This is a genomic window from Sulfitobacter sp. NFXS29, from assembly GCF_040148765.1.
Lineage (GTDB): Bacteria > Pseudomonadota > Alphaproteobacteria > Rhodobacterales > Rhodobacteraceae > Sulfitobacter.
In genome coordinates, this window is the sequence record NZ_JAGDED010000001.1 from 326,701 (window position 1) to 351,254 (window position 24,554).

Annotated in this window: 22 protein-coding genes; 11 read left to right on the forward strand and 11 right to left on the reverse strand. The window is 62.0% G+C overall.

Annotated features, from left to right (window positions below; all coding sequences use genetic code 11):
* Window positions 1-42: 42 nt before the first annotated feature.
* Both J3456_RS01665 and J3456_RS01670 read left to right on the forward strand, forming a co-directional pair.
* Window positions 43-522 (forward strand): GNAT family N-acetyltransferase, encoded by a 480-nt coding sequence (locus J3456_RS01665; protein WP_349579126.1) that lies wholly within the window; start codon window positions 43-45, stop codon window positions 520-522.
* Between the two features lie 51 nt (window positions 523-573).
* Window positions 574-1,341 (forward strand): EcsC family protein, encoded by a 768-nt coding sequence (locus J3456_RS01670; protein WP_132444375.1) that lies wholly within the window; start codon window positions 574-576, stop codon window positions 1,339-1,341.
* Here the strand turns inward: J3456_RS01670 and modC are convergent, their stop codons facing one another.
* Genes modC through modA form a run of 3 tightly spaced genes read right to left on the reverse strand, consistent with a single transcriptional unit; the run spans window position 1,342 to window position 3,846 of the window.
* Window positions 1,342-2,427 carry a molybdenum ABC transporter ATP-binding protein gene (gene modC / locus J3456_RS01675; protein WP_502989477.1) on the reverse strand — a complete coding sequence of 362 codons (1,086 nt, stop codon included), beginning with the start codon at window positions 2,425-2,427 and terminating at the stop codon, window positions 1,342-1,344.
* Window positions 2,427-3,119, reverse strand: a complete 693-nt coding sequence (gene modB, locus J3456_RS01680) for a molybdate ABC transporter permease subunit (RefSeq protein WP_349578623.1) — start codon at window positions 3,117-3,119, stop codon at window positions 2,427-2,429. The genes modC and modB overlap by 1 nt, the downstream gene beginning before the upstream one ends.
* A complete protein-coding gene (gene modA, locus J3456_RS01685; protein ID WP_349578624.1) occupies window positions 3,109-3,846 on the reverse strand; it encodes a molybdate ABC transporter substrate-binding protein in 738 nt (245 codons plus the stop codon). The genes modB and modA overlap by 11 nt, the downstream gene beginning before the upstream one ends.
* Before the next feature lie 111 nt (window positions 3,847-3,957).
* On the opposite strand from modA, the gene J3456_RS01690 reads away from it, so the two are divergent.
* From J3456_RS01690 to ptsP, 5 genes are all read left to right on the forward strand, one after another.
* Window positions 3,958-4,425 (forward strand): NUDIX hydrolase, encoded by a 468-nt coding sequence (locus tag J3456_RS01690; RefSeq protein ID WP_269346620.1) that lies wholly within the window; start codon window positions 3,958-3,960, stop codon window positions 4,423-4,425.
* Window positions 4,426-4,519: 94 nt separating this feature from the next.
* The gene (locus tag J3456_RS01695; RefSeq protein WP_349578625.1) at window positions 4,520-4,978 is read left to right on the forward strand and encodes a DUF1178 family protein; all 459 of its coding nucleotides are present in this window, start codon (window positions 4,520-4,522) and stop codon (window positions 4,976-4,978) included.
* A gap of 58 nt (window positions 4,979-5,036) precedes the next feature.
* Entirely contained in the window at window positions 5,037-5,681 is a 645-nt protein-coding gene (locus tag J3456_RS01700) for an SDR family NAD(P)-dependent oxidoreductase (protein WP_349578626.1), read from the forward strand.
* An 87-nt stretch (window positions 5,682-5,768) separates the two neighbouring features.
* Window positions 5,769-7,007, forward strand: a complete 1,239-nt coding sequence (locus J3456_RS01705) for an aspartate kinase (RefSeq protein WP_120351615.1) — start codon at window positions 5,769-5,771, stop codon at window positions 7,005-7,007.
* A gap of 161 nt (window positions 7,008-7,168) precedes the next feature.
* Window positions 7,169-9,412, forward strand: coding sequence for a phosphoenolpyruvate--protein phosphotransferase (gene ptsP / locus J3456_RS01710; protein ID WP_349578627.1), 2,244 nt, complete (start codon window positions 7,169-7,171; stop codon window positions 9,410-9,412).
* Window positions 9,413-9,421: 9 nt separating this feature from the next.
* On the opposite strand, the gene J3456_RS01715 is transcribed toward ptsP, so the two are convergent.
* The 6 genes from J3456_RS01715 to J3456_RS01740 all read right to left on the reverse strand — a co-directional run bounded on the left by J3456_RS01715 (window position 9,422) and on the right by J3456_RS01740 (window position 16,252).
* Window positions 9,422-10,444 carry an NAD-dependent epimerase/dehydratase family protein gene (locus tag J3456_RS01715; protein ID WP_349578628.1) on the reverse strand — a complete coding sequence of 341 codons (1,023 nt, stop codon included), beginning with the start codon at window positions 10,442-10,444 and terminating at the stop codon, window positions 9,422-9,424.
* 224 nt (window positions 10,445-10,668) lie between these two features.
* Complete coding sequence (locus J3456_RS01720; protein ID WP_349578629.1) at window positions 10,669-12,351, reverse strand: amidohydrolase; 1,683 nt, start codon at window positions 12,349-12,351, stop codon at window positions 10,669-10,671.
* 76 nt (window positions 12,352-12,427) lie between these two features.
* A complete protein-coding gene (locus tag J3456_RS01725; protein WP_067626925.1) occupies window positions 12,428-13,447 on the reverse strand; it encodes an ABC transporter substrate-binding protein in 1,020 nt (339 codons plus the stop codon).
* A 20-nt stretch (window positions 13,448-13,467) separates the two neighbouring features.
* The gene (locus tag J3456_RS01730) at window positions 13,468-14,271 is read right to left on the reverse strand and encodes an ABC transporter permease (RefSeq protein WP_349578630.1); all 804 of its coding nucleotides are present in this window, start codon (window positions 14,269-14,271) and stop codon (window positions 13,468-13,470) included.
* Complete coding sequence (locus J3456_RS01735; RefSeq protein ID WP_120351611.1) at window positions 14,264-15,175, reverse strand: ABC transporter permease; 912 nt, start codon at window positions 15,173-15,175, stop codon at window positions 14,264-14,266. The genes J3456_RS01730 and J3456_RS01735 overlap by 8 nt, the downstream gene beginning before the upstream one ends.
* 3 nt (window positions 15,176-15,178) lie before the next feature.
* Window positions 15,179-16,252 carry an ABC transporter ATP-binding protein gene (locus J3456_RS01740; RefSeq protein ID WP_348393965.1) on the reverse strand — a complete coding sequence of 358 codons (1,074 nt, stop codon included), beginning with the start codon at window positions 16,250-16,252 and terminating at the stop codon, window positions 15,179-15,181.
* A 156-nt stretch (window positions 16,253-16,408) separates the two neighbouring features.
* Between J3456_RS01740 and J3456_RS01745 the strand changes: the two genes are divergently transcribed.
* From J3456_RS01745 to J3456_RS01760, 4 genes are all read left to right on the forward strand, one after another.
* Window positions 16,409-17,185, forward strand: coding sequence for a helix-turn-helix transcriptional regulator (locus J3456_RS01745; protein ID WP_349578631.1), 777 nt, complete (start codon window positions 16,409-16,411; stop codon window positions 17,183-17,185).
* A gap of 478 nt (window positions 17,186-17,663) precedes the next feature.
* Window positions 17,664-18,791, forward strand: coding sequence for an efflux RND transporter periplasmic adaptor subunit (locus J3456_RS01750; RefSeq protein WP_349578632.1), 1,128 nt, complete (start codon window positions 17,664-17,666; stop codon window positions 18,789-18,791).
* Window positions 18,788-21,877 (forward strand): efflux RND transporter permease subunit, encoded by a 3,090-nt coding sequence (locus J3456_RS01755; RefSeq protein ID WP_349578633.1) that lies wholly within the window; start codon window positions 18,788-18,790, stop codon window positions 21,875-21,877. Before J3456_RS01750 ends, J3456_RS01755 begins: the two co-directional genes overlap by 4 nt.
* A gap of 164 nt (window positions 21,878-22,041) precedes the next feature.
* Complete coding sequence (locus J3456_RS01760) at window positions 22,042-22,365, forward strand: RcnB family protein (RefSeq protein WP_349578634.1); 324 nt, start codon at window positions 22,042-22,044, stop codon at window positions 22,363-22,365.
* Window positions 22,366-22,497: 132 nt separating this feature from the next.
* Here the strand turns inward: J3456_RS01760 and J3456_RS01765 are convergent, their stop codons facing one another.
* Together J3456_RS01765 and J3456_RS01770 are read right to left on the reverse strand one after the other, a co-directional pair.
* Window positions 22,498-23,352, reverse strand: a complete 855-nt coding sequence (locus J3456_RS01765) for an NHL repeat-containing protein (RefSeq protein WP_349578635.1) — start codon at window positions 23,350-23,352, stop codon at window positions 22,498-22,500.
* Complete coding sequence (locus J3456_RS01770) at window positions 23,349-24,554, reverse strand: amidase family protein (protein ID WP_349578636.1); 1,206 nt, start codon at window positions 24,552-24,554, stop codon at window positions 23,349-23,351. The genes J3456_RS01765 and J3456_RS01770 overlap by 4 nt, the downstream gene beginning before the upstream one ends.

Below are 24,554 nucleotides of genomic sequence, written 5' to 3' on the forward strand. Positions count from 1 at the left end.
TGCTCCTGAAAGCCTCCGGCCTTGCATCAGACGCCCTACAAGATGACCCCGGAGGTGCCCGCCGACCATTGGGAGGTCGAAGCGCTCTATGACACCTGTTTTGCGCCGGGGCGCGAGGCGCTGTCGTCTTACCGGCTGCGCGACGGCGTGCCGCCGGTGGCGGGGCTAAGCCATGTGGCGCGCGACAGTGCGGGCATTCTGGCGGGCGCGATCCGCTATTGGCCCGTGCGCATCGGCGCGGCGAAGGCACTGTTGCTTGGCCCGGTGGCGGTGCACCCCACAAGGCAGGGCGAAGGGCTGGGCGCGGGGCTGATCGAAACCTCATTAGAGCAAGCGGCCCCGCTGGGGTGGGAACGTGTGATGCTGGTGGGCGACGCGCCTTATTACAACCGCTTCGGCTTTACCTTGCTGCAAGACATAGAGATGCCCCCGCCTACGAACCCCGCGCGTATCTTGGGCCGCGCCTTGGTCGAGGGGGCTTGGGCCGGGGTCACTGGCAAGGTTCGCCGCTGGCACGATTGATTTTACCCCAGCCCCGACCCACATTGAGCCTAAGCTCAAAGAGGGACGCCCATGCAGATCGAAAGCAACCTGCCCAGCACCATTGACGTCGACGCCCGGCTGGATGAAATTGCCCGCCGTTATAAACAGGCGGGCGGCGTGGGCATTCATGTGCTGAACCTCATCGGTGGCAGCGCGGATGGGTTGATCGACCGATTGCCGGGCGCTGTGCGCCGCAATCTCGAAGGGGCGACGATGAAGGCGCTTGGCCATGCCATGCAGGCCGCTCATTCCAGCCGCAGCTATGTGAAGGACCAGCAGGGCTGGCTGAACCAAGCGGTCTCAACCGCCATGGGGGCCGCTGGCGGGGCCGGGGGGCTGCCCACTGCATTGGCCGAACTGCCCGTGACCACAACGCTGCTTTTGCGTGTCATCCAAGGCGTGGCGGCAGAACATGGGTTTGATCCGGCGGCTGAGAATGTGCAGTTCGACTGCGTCCATGTCTTCACCGCTGCAGGGCCGTTGGCCGATGACGATAGCGCCGATCTGGGGTTTCTGACGGTCCGCATGGCGCTGACGGGCCGCGCGATGAACGCGGTGATTGCCCGTGTCGCCCCGCGGCTGGCATTGGTGATGGGGCAAAAGCTCGCCGCGCAGGCGGTGCCGGTGCTGGGCGCAGTGGCCGGGGCGGCGACGAACTATGCCTATACCAGCTATTACCAAGACATGGCCCATGTGCATTTCGGCCTCCGCAGACTGGCGATAGAGGCGGATATCCCGCAAGAGGACCTGGTTGCCCGACTGCGACAGAAAATGGGTCGGACGCCGCCCAAGATCTGATCAGCGCCCGATACTACCCGGCGCTACGGTGGTGGCCTTGATGATGGCGTAGCACCCCATCCCGGCGCGCAGATCGAGGTCGCGCACTGCCCGCGCCGTGACGCGGGCAAGCAGGCGGTCACCGCCCGCGTCCAGCGCAATGGCAGCGCCCGGCCCGTCACCGGGATGCACGGCATCCACCCGCACGGGCAGAATGTTGACCGAAGACAGCCCCTCGGGCTGCTGGCGCGACAAGATCACATCCTGCGCCAAAACCCGCAGCCGCACCCGCGTGCCAACCGGCGCTTGCACCCCCGGCAATTCCAGCTGCCCCGCCCGCACGGCGAGGGTCGAAAGCCCGTCGTCTGCATGGGCGATGACGTCAGCCTCCAGCACCGCACCCGCTTCGCGCACGCCCAGCAGGGGGACGGCGGCGGGGTCGGCCATGACATCAAACAGCGCGCCCTGCGCCTTCAGCCGTCCGTTTTGCAACAAGACCAGCCGATCGGCGAGTCGGGCAATCTCATCCACCGCGTGGCTCACGTAGAGGATCGGCAGGCCCAATCCCCCGTCGCGCAGGCGTTCGAGATAGGGCAAAATCTCTTGCTTGCGCGGGCCATCAAGGCTCGCCAATGGTTCGTCCATCAGCAACAGGCGCGGATGGCAAAGCAGGGCGCGGCCAAGGGCAACACGCTGTTTTTCTCCGCCCGACAGGGTCGCCGGGGCACGGTCGAGCAGGGGTTCAAGCCCCAAGAGCGCTACGACATCCTCAAAGCCCGCACCTTGGCTGCCACGCGGGGCATAGCGCGCGCCGAAGGTCAGGTTCTTGCGCACGTCAAGATGCGGAAAAAGCCGCGCATCCTGAAAGACATAGCCCAGCCTGCGGCGATGTGGCGGCACCCAGATGCCGCGCTGCGTATCCAAAAGCACCTCACCCTCCAACACCACGCGGCCGACATCAGGGCGCAGCAATCCCGCAAGCGCGTTGATCACCGTCGTCTTGCCCGCACCCGAGCGGCCGAAAAGCGCGGTGATGCCCCCTTCGGTGGTGAAAGACAGGTCCAGATCGAAGCCATCGAACCCATGGCGCAGCGTGACCTCCAGCATCAGCGCGCCCCTGAAATGCGTCTGGCGACCCGCCGGGCCAAAGCTTCGGAAAGCAGCACGGCGGCCAGCGCCACCAGCCCGGCCAACGCCGCCATCGTCAGCGCGCGGCTCTCGCCGCCCGGCACCTGCAGTGCCGTCCAAATCGCGCTCGGCAGGGTTTGGGTCTGGCCGGGGATATTGGCGACGAAGGTGATCGTGGCGCCGAATTCGCCCATCGCCTTGGCAAAGCCCATCACCGCCCCGGCAAGGATGCCGGGAAAGATCAGCGGAAGGGTGACGCGGCAGAAGACGCTGATGCGCGGCGCGCCAAGCGTGGCGGCGGCGGCCTCGATCCGTGGGTCAACGGCTTCGATCGCCAGCCGCATGGCGCGAACCATCAGCGGAAAGCTCATAATCAGAGCGGCCAGCACTGCGCCGGTCCAATGGAAGGCAAGGCCGATGCCGAGGCTTTCTAACAGGCGGCCCAAAGGAGCGTTGCGACCAAAGCTGAGCAGCAGAAGATAGCCCGTCACCACCGGTGGCAGAACCAGTGGCAGATGGACCAGCGCGCTCAACACGCCCTTGCCGCGAAACTCCTTCCGGGCGAGGAGCCACGCAACCCAAAGCGCCAGCGGCAGAGAGCAGAGCATCGCCACAGTCGCCACCCGCAGCGACAACAAGAGCGCGGCCCAAGCGGCAGCGTCAAGATCCATGATCGGCCCGGAGGAAACCATGATCCTCAAGGATCGTCTGCGCCCTTTCTGTGGTCAGGAAATCGACCAGCGCGGTGCCTTCCGGCGTCAAGGCGGCGGCGGGATAGGTGATGGGGGCATGGGTATCGGCGGGCACCTCATAGACGATCTGCACGTCATCCTCGGCATGGGCGTCACTGGCATAGACCACGCCAAAAGGCGTATCACCGCGCGCGACCAAAGCCAGTGCGGCGCGGACATTGTCGGTCTCGGCCAATTGGCTTTGCAGGCTCTCCCATAGACCCTCATGGGTCAGCCATTCGCGGGCATAGCTGCCTGCGGGCACCGCATCGCGTTGGCCCATGGCGAGCCGCCCCATGCGGCCCAGCCGGGCGGGCAGGTCGGCGGGCTGGGACAGCGCGGCGGTGCCACGGGGGGCGATCAGCACCAAGTGGTTGCGGGCGACGATCTGGGCCTCCTCGGCGGTGCTAATCCCTTGATCCACCAGCCAATCCATCCAATCGGTGTTCGCCAGCAGGACGACATCCGCAGGCGCTCCGGCAGCGACCTGCCGCGCCATCGTGCCCGACCCGCCGTAGGCCACGACCAATGGCGCGAGGAACGCTTCTGCGATCTCCTCCAGCGCGCCGCGTAGGCTGGCGGCGGCAAAGACGGTCAGCGGAGCCTCGGCCCGAAGGGGGAGGGCAAGGCCGCAGAACAGGGTCAGAAGGGCGCAAAATCTTATCATTTTGGTAGTATCTTTGATGCATTGAAGGGGGGCAAGTGCATATGGCCAGACAAGGATTGCCGCGCTAGGGTGAAGGCGAAAACAACCAGCCAGAGGGCGCGGCTGCGACGGATGACGACACAGGCACCGATATCGCTGAACGGCGGACAAAAGGACGATCTGCGCATTCAATTTGCAGCACTTTGCTGGCGTCGTAAACGTGGCAAGTTGCAGATCTTGCTGATTACCTCGCGCGGCAGCAAGCGTTGGATCATTCCCAAGGGCTGGCCGATGGACGGTAAAACCCCCGCCGCTTCGGCCTTGGTCGAGGCATGGGAGGAAGGCGGCGTTGTGGGGCAGGTGCGCGGGCAATGTCTGGGCGTTTATAGCTATGCCAAAACCGGCGAGGATGGGGCAGTGCCCTGTTTGGCGATGCTTTACCCGGTGAAGGTCAAGACATTGGCGAAACAGTTCCCCGAGAAGGGGCAGCGCAAGCGGCTGTGGTGCTCGCGCCGGAAAGCTGCGCGGCTGGTGGATGCGCCCGATCTGGCGCGGCTGATCCGTGATTTCGATCCGCGCAGCGGCGGTCTGGCGGGCTGATCACGCGACAAGGGCCTGCGCGGGCCAATCCCGCCTGTCTTGACCTCTTTCCTGTGGCAGCCCATTTAGAGCAGAGAGTTCAAGGACCGGGCGAATGATCCGTTATGCGTTGAAATGCGAGGCCGGACATGGCTTCGACAGTTGGTTCCAATCGGCGGCAGCCTTTGACAGCCTCGCCCGCGGCGGCCATTTGAGCTGTGCCGTCTGTGGGTCGGCCGAGGTGCGCAAATCGCTGATGGCCCCGCGGGTCACCTCGGGCGAGAGCGCCCCCGAAGCGGTCGAGAAACCGCAGCCCGCCGAGAAACCCGCGCCGGTCCTGTCCAATCCGGCGAGCGATGTGGAAAAAGCACTGACCGCGCTGCGCAAAAAGGTCGAGGCGACCTCGGACTATGTCGGCAAGAATTTCGTTCGGGAAGCGCGCGACATGCACGCGGGGCGCACGCCCGAACGCGCGATCTATGGCGAAGCGCGGCTGGATCAGGCCCGCGCCTTGGTCGAAGAAGGGGTCCCGCTGATGCCCCTGCCGTTCAAACCCAAACGCCAACTTTCCTGAAGGCGCATTCTCGCAAAGGCGCATTCTGGTAAAGGCCGATTCTGATAAAGGACCCTCCATGACCATTGTGATCACCGGCGCGAGCCGCGGCATCGGCGCGACGCTGGCCGCACAGTATAAAGATGCAGGCGAAGAGGTGATCGGCACCGCCCGCGGCGCGGGGGCGGAGGCCGTGCTGGATGTGACCGACCCGGCAAGCCACGCCGCTTTTGCCGCAAGCCTAGGGGAGTGTCCGCTGGAACTTCTGATCTGCAATGCAGGCGTCTATCTGGACAAGGGCGATGATCTGGACGTGGGCTTTGGGCCCGATCTCTGGGCGCAGAGTTTCGCGACCAATGTGACCGGGGTTTTTCTGACGGTGCAAACGCTCTTGCCGAACCTGCGCGCGGCAAAGGGCGCGAAAATTGCGATCATCGCCTCGCAGATGGGGTCGCAGACGCGGGCACCGGGGGGCAGCTATATCTACCGCGCCTCCAAGGCGGCGGCGATCAATCTGGGGCGCAATCTGGCGGTGGACCTGAAGCCCGAGGGCATCGCGGTGGGGATTTACCACCCCGGCTGGGTGCGCACGGATATGGGCGGTGATCAGGGCGAAATCAGCGTGGCGGAGTCTGCCCAAGGTCTTGCACAACGGATCGCCACGCTGGACCTTGCTCAAACGGGCTGCTTTGAGACATGGGATGGCCGGGCGCATCCGTTCTAGGGCACTCGACATAACGTCATGTTAAATAGGCTTGCCCTTGCCGTGCCGTGGGCTTAGACCGCGCTGGACTGTTGCGCGGGGGACAATATGCCTGTTCTGGTTATGAAATTCGGTGGGACTTCGGTCGCCACTTTGGACCGTATCCGCCGCGCGGCAAAGCGCGTCGGCGTTGAGGTGGCCAAAGGCTATGACGTGATCGTCATCGTTTCGGCCATGTCGGGCGAGACGAATAAGCTGGTGGGCTTTGTCAATGAGACTTCGCCGCTTTACGACGCGCGCGAATATGATGCGATCGTGTCGAGTGGCGAGAATGTCACCGCCGGGCTGATGGCGCTGACCTTGCAGGAAATGGACGTGCCCGCACGCTCGTGGCAGGGCTGGCAGGTGCCGGTGCGCACCACCGATGCCCATTCCGCCGCGCGGATTGAAGAAATTCCCACGGACAACATCACCGCCAAATTCGGCGAAGGCATGAAGGTTGCCGTGGTTGCAGGCTTTCAGGGCATCAGCCCGCAGGGCCGGATCACTACGCTGGGTCGGGGCGGGTCTGACACGACCGCCGTGGCCTTTGCCGCGGCCTTCGGTGCCGAGCGATGTGATATCTATACCGATGTTGACGGCGTTTACACGACCGACCCGCGGGTCGAATCCAAAGCACGCAAACTTGACAAGATTTCCTTTGAAGAGATGCTAGAGCTGGCGTCCCTCGGGGCGAAGGTTTTGCAGACCCGCTCGGTCGAACTGGCGATGCGCTACAAGGTTAAACTGCGCGTGCTGAGCAGTTTCGAAGAACAATCTGACGATGCCGGGACGCTCGTCTGCGATGAGGAGGAAATCATGGAAAGCAATGTGGTGGCCGGGGTCGCGTTTTCCCGTGATGAGGCAAAGATGACCTTGGTGTCCGTGGCGGACCGCCCTGGCATCGCGGCGACGATCTTTACCGCGCTCAGCGAAGGTGGGGTGAACGTCGACATGATCGTCCAAAACATCGCCGAAGAAGGCCGCACCGATATGACGTGGTCTTGCCCCGTCGATCAGGTGATCCGCGCCGAAAAGGCGATGGAAAAGGCCCATGAAGAGGGCATCATCAACTATCAAGAGTTGATCGCCGACAAGGGGGTGGCCAAGGTTTCCGTGGTGGGCATCGGCATGCGCAGCCACACCGGCGTGGCCGCCAAGATGTTCAAAGTCCTCTCGGATGAGGGGATTAACATCAAGGTTATCACCACCTCCGAGATCAAGATCAGCGTGTTGATTGACCGCAAGTATATGGAGCTGGCCGTGCAGGCGCTTCATGATGCTTTCGAGCTTGATAAAGCCGCTTAAGCATCTGCGATAAAATGGCTTTTACGCAAGGTTGCGCCTTGCGTAAAACTGCAGCATCCCGCCGATATGCTGGCCGGGGATGCAGGGTATGTCGCGAATAGCATTTCTATCCTTGCGCGAGTGCGCTAAACCCTGCTCCAGAGGGACAGGGACCAGATCTTATGGCCGAACGGGTTGAAACAGAAAGCCGCAAGCTGCTGGGGCGGCTGCGTGATGCGATGGCCAGTGATGTGGCGGGCCAAGCGCGGCTCGACAAGATCACCCAGTTGATTGCCAACTCCATGGGCTGCGAAGTCTGCTCGATCTATCTGTTTCGCGACGAAGACACGCTTGAGCTTTGTGCCACCGAAGGTCTGAACGAGGCGGCGGTGCATGAAACCCGTATGAAACTGGGCGAAGGTCTGGTGGGTCGGGTCGCCAAGCGCCGCACGGTGATCAACACGCCCGATGCGCCGCAGGCTGCCGGTTTCCGTTTCATGCCGGAGACGGGGGAGGAGATTTACTCTTCGTTCCTTGGCGTGCCGATTCAACGCTTGGGCGAGACGCTGGGCGTCTTGGTGGTGCAGTCGAAACAGGCGCGCGAATTCTCGGCAGATGAGGTCTACGCGCTTGAGGTTGTGGCCATGGTGCTGGCCGAAATGGCCGAGCTTGGTGCCTTTGTCGGCGAGGGCGCGGCGATGTCGGCGCGGCACAGCCAGCCGGTTCTGCTGCGCGGCACCGTGGGGCAAGAGGGCGTGGCCGAGGGCCATGTCTGGCTGCACGAGCCGCGGGTGGTGGTTTCCAACCCCATCGCCGATGACCCGGAACGCGAGACAGAGCGTTTGACCGAAGCGGTCGAGCAACTGCGCGTCAGCGTTGACCAATTGTTAAGCCTTACCGCCGACAAAGAGCAGCAACAGGTGCTTGAAGCCTACCGCATGTTCGCCAATTCCAAAGGCTGGATGCGGCGCATGGTGGAGGATATTCAAAGCGGGCTGAGCGCCGAGGCTGCGGTCGAGAAAGAACAATCCATGGCCCGCGCCCGTCTGGGGCAGATCAATGACGCCTATCTGCGTGAGCGATTGTCGGATCTGGATGATCTGTCGAACCGCTTGCTGCGGCATTTGACGGGGCAAGGCAGTGATACCGGGGCCGAGATGCCGGTCGATCCGATCCTTGTGGCGCGCAACATCGGCCCGGCGGAATTGCTGGACTATGGGCGGACGCTGCGCGGCATCGTGTTGGAGGGCGGCTCCGTCGGGTCGCACGCGGCTATTGTGGCGCGGGCACTGGCGATACCGCTGATCGTCCACGCGAGCCGCATCACCAATGATGCGCTGAATGGCGATCACATCATGGTGGATGGGGAGCAGGGCGTGGTGCATCTGCGGCCCGATGATACCGTGGCCACGGCATTTCGTGACAAGATCGCGATGCAGGCGGCGGCGCAGGAGCGCTATGCCTCGATCCGCGATAAACCGGCTGAGACGAAATGCGGGCGGATCATCAGCCTGCAGATGAACGCGGGGTTGATGGCCGATTTGCCCTCGCTCGAAGGGTCGGGGGCCGAGGGCGTGGGGCTGTTCCGCACCGAATTGCAGTTTCTGGTGCGCAACCAGATGCCCCGCCGGACCGAGCTTGCGGCGCTTTACGCGCGCGTGCTTGATGCCGCGCATGGCCGCCGCGTGGTGTTTCGCACGCTCGACATCGGCTCGGACAAGGTGCTGCCCTATATGAAGCCCCATGATGAGCCGAACCCGGCTTTGGGCTGGCGCGCGATCCGGGTGGGCTTGGACAAGCCCGGTGTCATGCGCATGCAGTTGCAAGCCCTGATCCGCGCCGCTGCGGGCCGCCCGCTGGCGGTGATGTTTCCCTTTATTGCCCAGTTTGAGGAATTCCGCGCCGCCCGCGCCGAGGTCGACAAGGCGATGGAGCGCGAGCGTATCTTGGGCCATGTGTTGCCCGAAAAGCTGGAAGTCGGCGCCATGCTTGAGACGCCCAGCCTCGCCTTTGCGCCAAAGAAGTTCTTTGAAGAGGTTGAGTTCCTGTCGATCGGGGGCAACGATCTAAAGCAGTTCTTCTTCGCTGCTGACCGTGAGAACGAGCGGGTGCGGCGGCGGTATGACACGCTGAACGTCTCTTTCCTGACCTTCCTTGAGGGTATCGTCGAGCGCTGTGCCGAAACCGATACAGCGCTGTCGTTCTGTGGTGAGGATGCGGGCCGACCCGTTGAGGCGCTGTGTTTCGCGGCCATCGGGCTCAAGACCCTGTCGATGCGCCCGGCCTCAATCGGGCCGGTTAAAAGCCTGCTGCGGCGCTGCAACCTGGATGACGTGCGCGAGGTTATCCACGCGGCGCGCGAGCGGGGTGAGATGTCGGTAAGAGGCGCGGTGATGGACTACGTGCGTCAGCAGCACCAGCATTGAGGGCCGCAGCTATTTGCCGTGATAGTCGCGAAACCAAGCGACGAAACGCGCGATGCCTTCGTGAATGTCTGTTTGCGGGCGATAGCCGGTAAGCCGGTGTAGCAGCGTCGCATCGGCCCATGTGGCCGGGGCATCACCCATCTGCATGCCCATGTAATTGCGGATCGCCCGCTTGCCGAGCGCCGCTTCGATTGCCTCGACGAAATCAAGCAGACGGACCTTTTCGGAATTGCCGATATTCACCACCCGGTAGGGTGCTGCAGGAGAGAGCGAATCCCATTCCGGCGGCGGTGGCGCGCTGCCCGGTTGGGGCGGAACGCAATCCATCAGCAGACGGATGCCGCGCGCCAGATCATCGACACAGGTGAAATCGCGGTACATCTCGCCGTGATTGTAGATATCGATCGGGCGCCCATCGAGGATCGCATCGACAAATTTGCTCAAGGCAAGGTCGGGGCGCCCCCAAGGCCCGTAGACGGTGAAAAAGCGAAACATCGTCGTCGGCAGGTTCCACAGATGGGCATAGGCATGGGCCATCCCCTCATTCGCCTTTTTCGTGGCGGCGTAGATCGACAGGGGCCGGTCGGTGGCCCCGGTTTCGCCAAAGGGCATATCGGTATTGGCCCCGTAGATCGAAGAGGATGAGGCCATGAGCAAATGTTTGACCTCCAGCCGTCGCGCGGCTTCCATTACGTTGAAAGTGCCGGTGATATTGGCTTCGAGAAAGGCGCGAGGGTGGTCGATGCTGTGGCGCACGCCCGCTTGCGCCGCGAGGTGGACGATCATGTCTGGCTGAAAGTCATCGGCCAGCGCATCGAAGGTCTCGCGGTCTTCCAGCAGCGCCTCTTTGGTCGTGAAATGCTCATGCTGAAGCAGCATCGCGTGGCGGCGTTGTTTCAAGGCGACGTCGTAGTAATCGGTCATCCCGTCATAGCCCTGCACTCGCGCCCCTTCGGCCAGCAGCAGGCGGGCAAGGTGAAAGCCGATGAAGCCGCCCGTGCCGGTGACCAGTATCCTCTGCGTGCTGTCCATTCTGGCATCCTCGCTCATGCGGCATGCCGCGCCCATTGGGCCTGCGGCTTGAGTTGCCTTTTCCATGTCCCGGTCAAGGTTGGGCGGTGAATGCTGAAAATTTGGTTAAACTTGGCATGGAAACGGCAAAGCACTTGCTGGCGGGGCGCAAATCAAGCCCCGGCAAGGCGAAACGGTTCGCGGGCTGCGCGATCAGAGGGCGAGGGGAAGCGCGAGGATTTACATCAATGCCCGCGCTGAAACGTGATCTGACCGTCCATAATGGCAGTGATCGCATCTACGTCGGTAATCGTTTCGGCGGGCCATCGGGTCAGATCATGGCTCAGAACGGCAATGTCGGCGTCCATGCCTTCTTTCAACCGTCCGCGTGTATTCTCGGCAAACTCTGCCCAGGCATTGTCGAGGGTATAGCTAGCGAGGGTATCTTGGAGGGTCTGGGTCTGATCCGGCCAAACGTCGCCGAGGTCCAGCGGCGCGATGGCTGCCTTGAGCGTGGACATCACATCCACCGGGATGACCGGCCAATCGGTTGAGAAGATCACCCGGGCCCCGGTGTCACGAATGGTTTGCCACGCATAGGCCCCTTCGATCTGCTCGGGGCGAATATAGTCCCCGACGCCAGAGGGCGGAAAGACATGGCCCCGAGGCGCGTGGCCGGGCTGGAGGGAGGCCACGATGCCCAGATCGGCGAGCCGGGGAATGTCATCGGGGTGGATCACTTCGATATGCTCGATCCGGTGGCGGCTATCGCGTTTTCCATTCGCCTTTTGGGCGGCCTCATAGGCGTCGATCGTTCGGCGCACGGCGGCGTCTCCGATGGCATGAACGGCGATCTGAAACCCCAGACGATCCGCTTCGACACAGGCGGCGACGAAATGCTCTTGGGTGAAAACTTCATCGCCGCAATTGCCATCTTTGCCCCTCTCCCCCGGATAGGGCTGCAACATCAGTGCGGTCCCGCTTTCGATCACCCCGTCGATGAACATTTTGACGTGACTACAGCGGACCTTATCCCCTTGGAATTCATCGCGCAGGGCAGGGGCTTCGCGGGTCAGACGCGCGACAGGGTCGGTGCCTTTGAGGTGAAATGGCACATGACAGCGGCAGAGCAGGCGGCCTTCGGCCTCCAACTCAGACAGAAGCTCAAGCTGATAGCGGTTGCCATCCATCAGATGCAGACCGGTGATGCCCTGCGCGGCGCAATGGGCCAGCCCACGTGCGATAACGTCCTTGTCCATCGCGCGCTGCGCGGGTGTGGCGGGCGGCTCGGGGTCGCGACCGGCGGTAAGGCCCAACATATCGCGGCCGCCATAGCGGGTGAGTGATAGGATCGGGCTATAGGCGCCGGGCTCAAGCAATTCGCCGCTGGCAAGCCCGTCAGCGCCCATCACGATTTCAGAGCCTGCATCGACCTTGCCGCCTTGCAAGAGCCCTGCCGCCTTCAGCGCGGCTGTGTTAGCCCAGACCGTGTGATGGTCGGGGGCGAACATGGCGAGCGGGCGGTCGGGCAGGATGGCATCGAGGTCATGCCGGGTGAGGGTCTTGCCGGTGCCCAGAATGCCGTAGTCTGCCATGACGCAGAACAGCATTTTATCGTCGGGGTTTGCCTCGGCATAGGGCAGGATCGCGCGGCGCATCTGCTCCAGCCCGGTGAGGCCATAGAGGTTGAGATATTCCAGTTCGACGGACCCGCCAAAGAGATGCACGTGGCTGTCGATAAAGCCCGGCAGCACCGTGCCGCCCTGCGCATCGATCACCTTGGTGTCTGGGCCGATCAGCGCCGTGATCTGGGCATCCGATCCGACCGCCGAGATCTTATTACCGGTGATGGCCAAAGCGCTGGCTTGGGGCTGATCCGGGTCAAAGGTGATCAGCGCGCCGTTGTGGATGACGATATCTGCCGGCATGGTCTTAGGGTCCTTATTGCGATGCGCGCCCCGACCAATGGCCGGGACGCAATATGTTTATCGAACAAAGCGCGCGTTACTTCTGAAGGTCGGTCCAGATCGCGGTGTAGAGCTTTTGCGCCTCGGGTGGGCAGACCTTGGCGACATAAGCGGCGCTTTTGAGGTCTTCGGGCACAACCACTTCGGGGGCGGACTTCATGTCTTCCGGCATGAACGCTTCGGAGCCTTTGATGCCGTTGGCATAGCGCGCGAACTCCGACAGCATCGCGGCGTTCTCCGGGTCCATGATGAAGTTGAGGAAGGTCTTGGCTTCTTCGACGTTCTGGGCGTCCGCCAAAATCGCAGCATTGTCCATCCAGACCGGATAGCCCTCTTGCGGGTAGCCGAAGGCGATGTCGGGGTTCTGGTTGCGGGCGCGGAAGGAGGCGCCGTTCCAGTTCACCCCGGCGGCGAGGTCACCCTTGGCGTATTTCTCGATATTGCCGTAGTCCATCGACAACCAATTGGGCTTGGCCTCGCGCAGAATGTCGCGGACTTTTTTCAGCATTTCCTTGTCGGCTGTGCATTGCTCACCGCCCGCAAAGTGGATCGCCATGCCCATCACGTCATTCATCTCGGGCACCACATTGATCTTGCCCTTCAGCTCTTCTGGCGGGTCAAAGATCACGGCAGCAGTATTGATGTCGCCGTCATAGACCGCGGTGTTCACCGTCACCCCGACGGTCCCCCACTGCCATGGCACGGTGTAATTGCGGCCCGGATCGAATTCAACATCGACCCACTGCGGGTCCATGTTCTTGAAGTTCTCCATCTCGTTGGGCTTGCTTTCCATCAGCAGCCCTTCGCCCACGAAAATCGGGACATAGGTGCCCGAGGGCACGACGATGTCAAAGCCGTGACCGCCCGCTTTGATCTTGGCCAGTGCCGTATCGTTGCTGTCATAGTCCGTGATGGTGACTTTGATGCCGGTCTCTTTCTCGAACTTTTCGATCATGTCGGGGCTGGTGTAGTTGCCCCAGTTGTAGATGTTCAACTCGCCTTCGGCCATGGCAGGCCCCGCGAGGATGAGCGTGAGTGCCGTCAGTGTCTTTTTCATGTCTAGCTCCCGTTGGTTAATTATTTTTTGACTTTGCTGAGCAGGGTATAGGCGATCACCATCGTCACCGAGATCATCAACAGAACAGTTGAAATCGCATTGATCTCAGGTGTCACCACCCGCCGTAGTTGGCCCAGCATATAGGTCGGCAGAGTGTCCTGCCCGGCGGATTTCACAAATTCGGTAATGACCACGTCATCAAGGCTGATCACAAAGGCCAGCATCGCCCCGGCGAGGATGCCCGGCCAAAGCTGAGGCAGGGTCACATGGCGGAAAACCTGAAACGGCGTGCCATAGAGATCCGCCCCCGCCTGTTCGAGGGTCAGGTCCATGCCCTGCAGCCGCGCTCTGATCGGCAGATAGGCGAAGGGGATGCAGAATGCGGAATGCGCGATGATCAGATACATCAGCCCAGTATAGCCCGTCACGACCTTGATCGAGGCAAAGAAGATCAGCAGCGCCACCGCCGTGACAATCTCGGGCACCATGAGGGGCTGGTGGATCAGGGCAAAGACCGTGGTCTGCCCCCGAAACTTGCCTGTGCGGGTGGTGCCGAGGGCTGCAAGCACCGCGACACTGGTTGAGATGGCCGCGGCAGAGACCGCGATGATAAGGCTGCGCACCGTGGCCTCTTGAACCATTTCGTTGTCCCAAGCCGAGACGTACCAGCGCCACGAAAACCCCTCCCAGATCGCGATGGAGGTGCCTGCGTTGAAGGAATAGACCACCAGCAGGATGATCGGCATGTAGAGCATGAAAAAACATGCCATCGCGATGCTGGAAAAGCCCGTAAGCTTGCGAATGTCGAACCCGCGATTAGCCATGCTGAACCTCCTCATTTCCGGCGGCGCGGACATAGGCCAACAGTGCCACCATCACGATCGCCAGCAGGGTGATCGACAGCGCCGCGCCCAAGGGCCAGTTGCGCCCCTGTCCGAATTGCAATTCGATCAGATTGCCGATCATCAATTGATTGCCACCGCCCATGACGCGCGGCGTGACATAGGCCCCAAGCGAGGGCACCAGCACAAGGATCGACCCCGCGATCACCCCCGGTTTCACCAGCGGCAAGATCACCCGGCGCAGCACGTGAAAGCGGGTGGCGTAAAGATCATAGCCTGCTTCAACGAGCCGGAAATCCAACCGCTCAAGCGAGGCATAGATCGGCAGAACCATCAGCGGCAGATAGACATAGACCATGCCCAGAATGATCGAAAACTCGGTGAAAAGCATCTGGATCGGCTCATCAATGATACCAAGCGCGATGAGGATTGAGTTCACGGTGCCCTCGTTGCGGATCAATTCCAGAATGGCGAAGGTGCGGATCAGCAGGTTCGTCCAAAAGGGGATGATGATCAGCAACATCCAGAATTCGCGCTGCTTTTTCGGCCGTGTGGCGATGAAGTAAGCTGTGGGGAAACCAAAGAACAAACAGGCGAGCGTTGTCAGGATCGACAATTTGAGCGACCGCCAGAAGATGCTGAGATGGGCATCCGACCAGCCCAATGTGTCGTCGAAAATATCGCGCTGCATCAGCACGCCAAACCACGCATCGGTCGAGAAATTCCAGACCACCCCGCCATAGTCGCCGGGGGTGAGGAAGGAATAGAACAGCGTGATCAGCAGCGGCCCGCTGGCGGCAAAGATCAGGATGATCAGCGCAGGCGTCAACAGCAGCCAGCGGTTTCGGGCGGCGCGTTTTGCAACGGTGTTTGAAAGCTCTGCCATGGGTCAGTCCCTCAGAACCTGAGCGGCACCGGCGGGGAAGGACACCCCAACCCGATCGCCCGTCACATAGGAATGCGTGACCGTGGGGCCATTTTGCTGGCGCAGTACAAATTCGCTGCCATCGTCGAGGCCGACGTGAAAATGCGTATCGGTCCCGAAATAGACCACCTCGCGCAGGCTCCCGGCCAAGAGGCCATCGGCTTCGGAGGTCAATTCCGCATGTTCCGGTCGCAGGGCCAGCGTGACCCGGCCCGTGGCGGCTTCGTTCGCATGGGCCTGCACAAGCTTGCCTGAAGGCAGACGCAACTGAGCGCTCTCCCCCTCGCGGCCAATGATCTCGGCTGGTAAGAAGTTGGTATCGCCGATGAAATCCGCCACGAACCGGTCTGCTGGACGGTCGTAAATCTCGCGCGGGCGTCCGACCTGACGCACCGCGCCGTTGGACATGACCGCGATGCGGTCCGACATGGTCAGCGCCTCTTCTTGGTCGTGGGTCACGAAGATAAAGGTGATGCCGGTTTCAGTCTGAAGCCGTTTTAGCTCCAGTTGCATTTTCTTGCGCAGTTTGAAGTCCAAGGCGCTCAGCGGTTCATCCAGAAGCAGGATTTTGGGCCGTGGGGCCAGAGCGCGGGCGAGGGCGACGCGCTGCTGTTGCCCGCCGGAGATCTGGCTGGTCTGGCGATCCGCCATCTGGGTCATCTGCACCAGTTCCATCATCTCTTCGACGGTCGACTTGATCGCAGATTTGGGCGTGCCGAGCATTTGCAACCCAAAGCCGATGTTCTCGGCCACGGTCATATGAGGAAACAGGGCGTAGTTTTGAAAGACGGTATTGATGGGGCGTTTGTAGGGGGGCAGCGCGAGCAGGCTTTCGCCGAACATGTCCAGCCTGCCGGATGTGGGATGCTCAAACCCCGCGATCAGTCGCAGCAAGGTCGTCTTGCCACAGCCCGAAGGGCCCAGCAGCGTGAAGAATTCGTTGTCCTGAATTTCGAGGTCGATACTCGCGAGCGCTTCGACCGGCGGGTTGCCGGGATACACTTTGCGCAGCGCCTGTGCGGTGATTGCCTTGGTCATCTTTCCCCCTGATCGCCCAATTCGGTTCTTGGTTTTGAGCAAAGCTTGCCCTCCATGATTGCGCCAATAGTAATTGGTGAATATACCCCTTGTGGGGTAGTGTTCTTGAGATTTTGATCAGATTTTGGAGTATCTTTGGGCGATAGGCTGACAAATTTGGCGATTGAACAATTGCGCGATGCGCTTCGGGCCGTCGGCAGCCCATCTTTTTTCGAGGCCTATAAGACCTTTTTCAGCAGCCGCATCGCATTTGGCACCTTCTTGATGTTGCGCTTTGATGTGGACCAACCGCCCTTGCTGCTGGATCACTGGATCGAGCCGGGCAAGTTGATCGGTCGGCCTCTCGAAGACTATATGGAGAGCAGCTATGCCTTTGACCCCTTCTATCTGTATCGCAGCCTGCCGAAGGGGGGCGGGCTGTTTCGTTTGGCCGACATCGCGCCGGACCGGTTCTTTTCCAGCGAATATTATCTGCAATATTACCGTGGCACCGGGCTTTGTGACGAGGTTGGTCTGCTCATCCCACTACAGGATGGCGGCGCTGCGCATCTGTCGCTGAGCAGGCGGGATGGGCAGGGGCCATTTCGGCGCAGTGAGCTTCGCAGCGTGGAAAGCTATGCGCCCTTGTTGCTGGAGCTTTTGGCCCAGCATTGCAATGCCGTGGCCCCGGCCCCCGTCGACCCGCCCGGAACGGTCCGCCCCCCGCTGTCCGATGCCATCAGAAGCCATGCTGCGGATCGCCTGAGCATCGGTCTCACCCTGCGGGAGGCGCAGATCGCGGGGCTGGTGCTGCAGGGCCATTCAAATGCCTCCGCCTCGAAACTGCTCAATATCGCGACGGAAACCTGCAAGGTCCATCGTCGGAACCTTTACCGCAAGCTCTTCATCTCAACACAGCGCGAACTCTTCGGCGTGTTCAAGCATCTGTTGTAGGTGGTTTTCGCTGCGATGGCTCTGAGCGCGGCGTTCGAAATAAATGGGTTGAGCGGCGATGGTGGTATTTTAGCGCGCCATAGTTCGACGCGCGGATGCGCAACCAGCGGCCACGGAGAAGGGGTTCCACCTCTGGTAGGCCGATTGTCCAGCCCTCACCTGTCCGCCGCCGCCCCGAGCGGGGCAGAGCGCGACACGCGGTGCTGACGTGAACGCCCGCATGGCAGTTTGGCCCCAGGTTTAGGGGAACCGATATTTTTCATCGAAACGGCACTATTTGTGCGACGGAATATTCTCCGGCCTCCGTTTGAGAAGAAGCACTTGTATCGCAGGGACCATTCCAACACCCAATTTCGCACCGCTCGTCATCGTTCAAATCGCTCAGCCACGCCTTCGTTCGAGGCCGGGTTGCCCTGACGCGGGGGGCGGTTTGGCAATGGCATGCCCTCCAACAGCGCCTAACAGGAGCCTGAAGACTTTGAAAAGATTAATCTACGCCGTCCTCTCCATCGTCATCATTGCAGGCGCATATGGCATCGCATTCGGCGTGCCCGATGAGGTTGCGCAGCTTTGGGGCGGCAGTGTCACCCAGACGGATGATGCGCCTCAGAACGTGCGGCCCGGGCGGCGCGGCGGGCAAGGACGGGCAACAACCGTGGTGCTGACGCCGCTAGAGGCGCGCGCATATACGCTCGTCCTGCGCACGGTGGGCAGCGCGGTGTCCCTTCGCCAGACGGAAGTGACCGCAACCGATGCGGGCGAGGTGGTCGAAACCGCGCTTGCCGCCAATACGATGGTGGAAAAGGGCGATGTCTTGCTGAAACTGGACGACCGCACCGAGCGGCTGGCACTAGAGATCGCCGAGGCCAACCGCGATCAGGCGCAGGACACCGTCACCCGCTATGAGGGGCTGCGCAGCAACGGCAGTTCCGTGGTCACCGACGTAAGCCTTTCCGAGGCGCGGGTCGCCTTGCGCTTGGCCGAAGCCAATGTGGGGCTGGCCCAAGTGGCGCTGGATGACCGCACGATCAAAGCGCCGATCTCTGGCCGTTTGGGGCTGAGCGATATCAGTCTGGGCGATCGCCTGTCGAGCGGGGAGGCCATCGTGACCATCGACGACACCACCCGCCTGCTTGCCACATTCGAAGTGCCAGAACGCTCCATCGGTCTTTTGGCCGAGGGCAAACCGGTTCTCGTCTCCACGCCCACCTATGCGGGGCGCATTTTCGAGGGGACGATCACCGCCTTTGACAGCCGTCTCGACAGCGTGACCCGCAGTGCGACGGTGGAGGCCGAGATCGAGAACCCCGAGGGGCTGCTGCTTGCCGGTATGACCTTTGCCATCCGCATGACCGAAGAGACCGACCCGCTGCCCGTCGTGCCTGCAACTGGCATCACATGGGACCGCAGCGGCGCGGGCATCTGGGTCGCCGATGAGGGCAGCACCGCCCGTGTTCCTGTCACTATCCGCTACCGCGAGGGCGATCAGGTCTGGGTCGAAACCGAAGCCCCCTTGGGCGCGCAGGTCGTGGCCGAGGGCGCGGCGAAGCTGCGTGAAGGGGCCCAAGTTACCGCCGCGGGCGCGCGCGGGGGGCCAGACGCATGAGTTTCGAGAAAAGAGCGCATAAGGCCGGTTTCGCGGATGTCTTCGTAGCGCGTCCCATCTTCGGGATCGTGCTGAACCTGCTGATTATCATCGCCGGGCTGGCGGCCTTTAGCAGTGTCGACATCCGCGAGATGCCGGATGTGGACCAGCCCGTGCTTTCTGTCAGAACCGACTACGATGGCGCGGTGCCCAGCACGGTCGACACCGAAGTGACCCAAGTGTTGGAAGACGCGCTCAGCGCGCTTGATGGCATGTCCTATATCGAATCCACGTCAAGCATGGGGTCGAGCCGCATCACCATTGATCTCTCGGATGGCACCGATGTCAATGTCGCCGCCAATGAGGCGCGCGAGATCGTATCGGGGGCCTTGCGGTCCTTGCCTGACGATATCGAAGACCCCAGCGTCAGCAAGAGCGACAGCAATGCGGATGCGATCATTCGCCTTGCGCTGCTGGGCGATGCCAGTCTCGATACGCTGACCCAACTGGCGGAAGGGGCCGTCTACGAACGGCTTTCCCTGATCGACGGCATCGCCGAGGTGACCCTGCGCGGGGACCGCGCCAATGAGTTCCGCGTGGCGGTGAACATGCCGTCCTTGCTGAGCCGGGGGCTGACCATCTTTGATGTCTCCACCGCTCTTGCACAGCTGCGTGACGACACCGCACTGGGCTCGCTTTCCAGCGAAACGCAGACTCTCTCGCTCAGGGTGGGCAGCAAGGATGTCACCGTTGAAACCATCAACCAACTGCCGATCAATGACACGACCCAAGTCGCCGATATCGCCTTTGTGCAACTGATCCCCGAAGACGCCAACGTCTATACCCGCGTGAATGGTGAGACGGCCATCGGTTTGGATATCACCCGGCAATCGGTGGGCAACACGCTGGAAATCTCGCGCGATGTGGGCACCGCAGTCGAGGAGTTGCAGGCGCAACTGCCCAAAGGCGTGCAACTGGTTGTCACCTCGAACGACGGTATCTTCATCGAAGGGTCGATCAACGAGGTCGTCAAATCCATCCTCATGGCGACCGGCATTGTGGTGGTCGTGATCTTTCTGTTCCTGCGCTCCCCACGGGCCACGCTGATCCCTGCGGTCACGATCCCCGTGGCGTTGATCGGGACGCTTGCCGCGATCTGGCTTACGGGGTTTTCCGTCAATACGATCAGCCTTTTGGCGCTGGTATTGGCGACGGGGATGGTCGTTGATGATGCCATCGTCGTGGTCGAGAATATCGTGCGCAAGCGCAAGTCCGGCATGGGAGCTTTCGCCGCCGCGGCTTCAGGCACGAACGAGGTATTCTTCGCCGTGATCTCCACCACCGCGACACTTGCCGCCGTTTTCATCCCGATTTCCTTCCTGCCGGGGCAGGCGGGGGGCGTCTTTTCTGAATTCGGCTTTGTGCTGGCCTTTGCCGTTACCCTGTCGTCGATCACGGCGCTCACCCTCGCGCCCGTCCTGTCGGCTCTTTTGGACCCGGGCAAGACCTTGGGCGACGCAGAAGCCGCCACGCCTGGCGCATTGGCGCGCGGCTTTGACCGGGTGATGGATTTCGCCATCCGCACGCCGCTGCTGGTTCTGTCGATCGCCATAGGCTTTGCCATGATCGCCATGGGGGCCGCGATGAATTTGCCGTCCACCGTCACGCCGGAGGAGGACCGGGGCTTCTTTCTCGTACAGGCGCGCGGTGCATCGGACACGACGATCGATTACCTCGATACGCAGGTCGCGCTGGTCGAAGACATCCTCGCCCCATATCGAGAGAGCGGGCAGATCGAGACCGTGCAAAGCATTATCGGCGTCGGCGGCGGCACCAGTGCGTTCATCGTCGTCCGCCTGCCTGATTGGGCCGAGCGTGACTTTACCCAGCAGGAGCTGATCGCGCAGATCAGTGGTCAGTTGTCTGCGGTCCCCGGCGTGCAGGTGAGCGCACGGTCGACCAACAGCCTTAACATCCGTGGTGCGGGCGGTGGGCTGAGTTTCGCGGTGACCGGCACCAATCTGGCTGAAATGACCGAAGCCGCTGACAGGCTCACGGCGGCGATGGCTCAGGATACGACCTTTCTGAACCCGCAACTGTCGAACAACAGCGTGACCGCGCAGTTGGAAGTCACGGTAGACGACAGCGCCGCTGGCGATATGGGGCTCAACAGTTCCGATGTCTCTTCCCTCGTGCGCGCCATGGTGCAGGGCGATGTGGCGGTTAGCGTCTTTTCGGATGATGTCGAAGTGGATGTGAACGTAGTCCCCGGTGGCCCGCCGATTGACGATCCGTCTGACATCGCCTCCATGTCCATCCGCCTCGACAGTGGCGCCTATGTGCCGCTCTCCGCGGTTGCCTCGCTCGAGACGGTGGTAAGCGACGCGCAGATCGAGCGTTTGGGCGGAGCGCTGTCCGTCTCAATGCAGGCGAACCTTGGCGAAGGTGTCGATCTGTCCACCGCGATGGACCGGGTGCTGACACTCTCCGAAGAGGTTTTGCCTGATGGGATGGGCATCACCTTCACCGGAGAGGCCGCGACGCTAGACGATTCCCAGGGCGGTATCTACATGGTCTTCGGCGTCGCGCTGGTTGTGGTGCTGTTGGTGCTGGCCGCCCAGTTCGAGAGCTTTGCCAGTGCGGTGGTGATCATGATGACGGTGCCCTTCGGGATGGCTGCCGCATTGCTGGCGATATCGATGACGGGCGGATCGCTGAACTACTACAGCCAAATTGGCCTTGTGATGCTGATCGGGGTCATGGCCAAGAACGGTATCCTGATCGTCGAATTTGCCAATCAACTGCGCGAGGCAGGCGCGGATATCGACAGCGCCATCCGAAGCGCGCTGCGCCTGCGCATCCGGCCAGTGATGATGACGATGGTATCGACTGTTTTCGGGGGGCTGCCGCTGATCGTGACCTCTGGCGCGGGCGCGGAGGCCCGGATCGCCGTAGGCTGGGTGATCGTCGGCGGTTTGGGCTTTGCCACCGTGTTCACCTTGTTTCTCACGCCGATCTTCTACCGCTGGATCACGGTCTGGGGCGCGCCCCCCGGAGGGTCTGCGCATAGATTGAAAGCCGAGGTGGAGGCGACCGCAAGCGTGTAGCACGACGGCCTTTGCGTATCGGATGCTTTCCCCTGCGCAAAGGCTGGGAGCGGCTACAAGGTCAACGGCTCTTGCATAGCTGACGGCGAAAAACTGCCCCACGCCAGCGACGGGAAACTCTCTGGCAGACGTTAAATATGACGTAAGCAAAGAGGAGAGACCCAATGCAAAACCGGATGCAAAAATGCACGACTGTCGTGCTATTGGCAGCCACCACAGTGGCTTTCGTGCCGATGACGGCAATGGCCGACAGAGCGGATGTTCAACACAGCCGTGTTGATCGCGGCGCCAAGGTGAAGGTGGTGAAACAGCAGCGCCATCGGCATGCGGTTGGCCAGCGTCTCCGCAAGCAGGATGTCGTCGTCGTCAAGAACTGGCGCGCCCGCGGCCTTTCACGCCCGGGCCGAAATGAAGTCTATGTCGTCGATGGCAATGATATCTACCTTGCAGCCGCAGCCACGTTGTTGGTCAAGGCCATCGTAAACTGAGATGCGCCGCCTGGGATGGGTTTGACCCGCGATTGAAGGCCATTGTCAGGCTGGAACGCGGGGCGGACCTTTCCCGGGCGCGGCGGCCTGCAGGATAGGGTGCATGATCCTGAGGAACGCTCTGTGGGCGGTTTAACCTACCTTCGCATCGGGCACGGGGATCAGCAGGGTCAGTCGATCTGGGTTCATTTCGGCGATTACGATGGTGCCATCGTCCTGCACAGCCAATCCGTGACCATAGGTTGAAAAGGTGCGGCAGCGGCCAATCAGCTCACCATTCGGGGCATATGCAGAGAGGCGCGGGGTTTGGTCAGTGACCAGCAAGACGCCTTCGGATGTCAACGCCAGCGCCATCGGCTTGTGCAGGCCTTCGATCTGACCCAGCCAGATGCCTTCGGGGTCAAATAACTGAACGCGGTTGTTTTCGCGGTCCGCCACGCAAAGCCTGCCTTGGCTGTCGAACATCAGGCAGTGCGGGGTCGAAAACGCGCCCGCTTCGGTCCCGGGATGCCCAAAGGTTCTGAGGTGGCGCAGTGCTGGGTCAAAGATATGAACGGCGCTGTTGCCATATCCGTCAGCGACATAATAGCGTCCGTCCGGACCTTGGGTGCAATCGCAGGGATGATTGAAGGGCCGCCCCAAGCCGGGATGCTCCGCGCAGTCCATACGGGCGGTTTCTTGCAAGGTGTCATCAAGCAGCACGACCTTGTGGCCGTCCATGTCCGTGGCGGCGAGTTGGCTGGCGGAGGTCGCGCGCAGGCCATGGCCGCAAACGAACTGCGGCAGATCAGCGGTTTCGCCTAACATCGTGCCGTCCAGCCCGAGCATGACCAGTTCAGGCGCTTGCCGTCTGAGGACAACGATCCTGTCGCCTATGACCGCGACATCGGAAATCCCCGATAGCATGGGATCGCTGACATGAGTCACACGGTAGCGCTGGGCGCCCAAGGCCACATAGCCTAAGGGGCGCTTGGCCGTTTCGCTCACAGCGCGCCCTGCAATGTTTCGGCCATATTGATTAGCATCGCATCCCGGCCCGCAGCGGCGGTCAGCATCAGCCCCGCGCCGGGGTGGCTGGTGATCGGCATGCTGACCGAACAGCCGTCGATTACATTCGCAAGGCTGGTGTTGCGCAGCGCCAGAAGATTGATGCGGTCATAGGTGGCGTCCTCGCGCAGGTCATCCAGCTTTGGCGGCATGAGGGCCACGCTCGGCAGGGCGACTGGCGTGTCGCCAAACAGATGCGCCGCCCGTGCGATCAGTGCTTCCCGCGCGGCGATCGTGCGGGCAAACTCGATCCCGGTGACACCATCCGCCCGCGCCATACGTGAGGCCACACGCGGATCAAGCTCTGCGCGGGCGTCGTTGAAATGCGCCCCGTGATGGGCCCGGGATTCCACTGCCGAGAACTGCCAGACGGGCAGGGCGCGGTAGTCATCAAAGAAGTCGAGCGTTTGTCGACGTAGGCTCACGCCAGATGCCTGAAGCGCTTCGAGGGCGGCTTCGAAGGCATCGGCAACCTTGGGGTCCAATTCGTCCATGCCGAAATTTTCGGGCACGATGACGGCGCGCGGCGCAGCGGACGCGGCAAGCGGACGGTCGCGTAAAACGTTCAATACGGGGCGCAGCAGGCCGACTTCCCGGGTCAGCACGCCGACACTATCAAGCGAATGGGAAAGCGGCACCGCCCCCACGCGGGAGATCGTCTGTGCCGTGGCCTTGAACCCGAAGAGCCCGCAAAAGGCCGCCGGGATACGCGCGGAGCCGCCTGTGTCTGTCCCAAGCGCGATGTCAGCCACGCCCCGCGCCACGGCAGAGGCACCGCCCGAGGTTGAGCCGCCCGCGATACAGCCTTCTTTCAAAGGGGTGAGGGGGGTGCCGTAATGTGGGTTCAGGCCGAGGCCGGAATAGGCAAACTCGGTCATATTGGCGTGGCCGATCAGCCCCGCGCCTGCGCTGCGCAGCCGCGCGACCGCCGCGGCATCCTTGGTGGCGGGCGCTGTGGCTTTGCGGACCTGCGACCCCGCGTGGGTGACTTGGCCCCGCACGTCGAACAGGTCTTTGACCGCGACGTTCAGCCCCGACAGCGGCCCTTCGCCTTCGACCGGATCATCGAAGGTGCTGGTGAAATCGGGCGCGGCAGCGCGGGTACGGGCCGCGTCGAGATGGGATTGAGGGGTGTGTGTCAT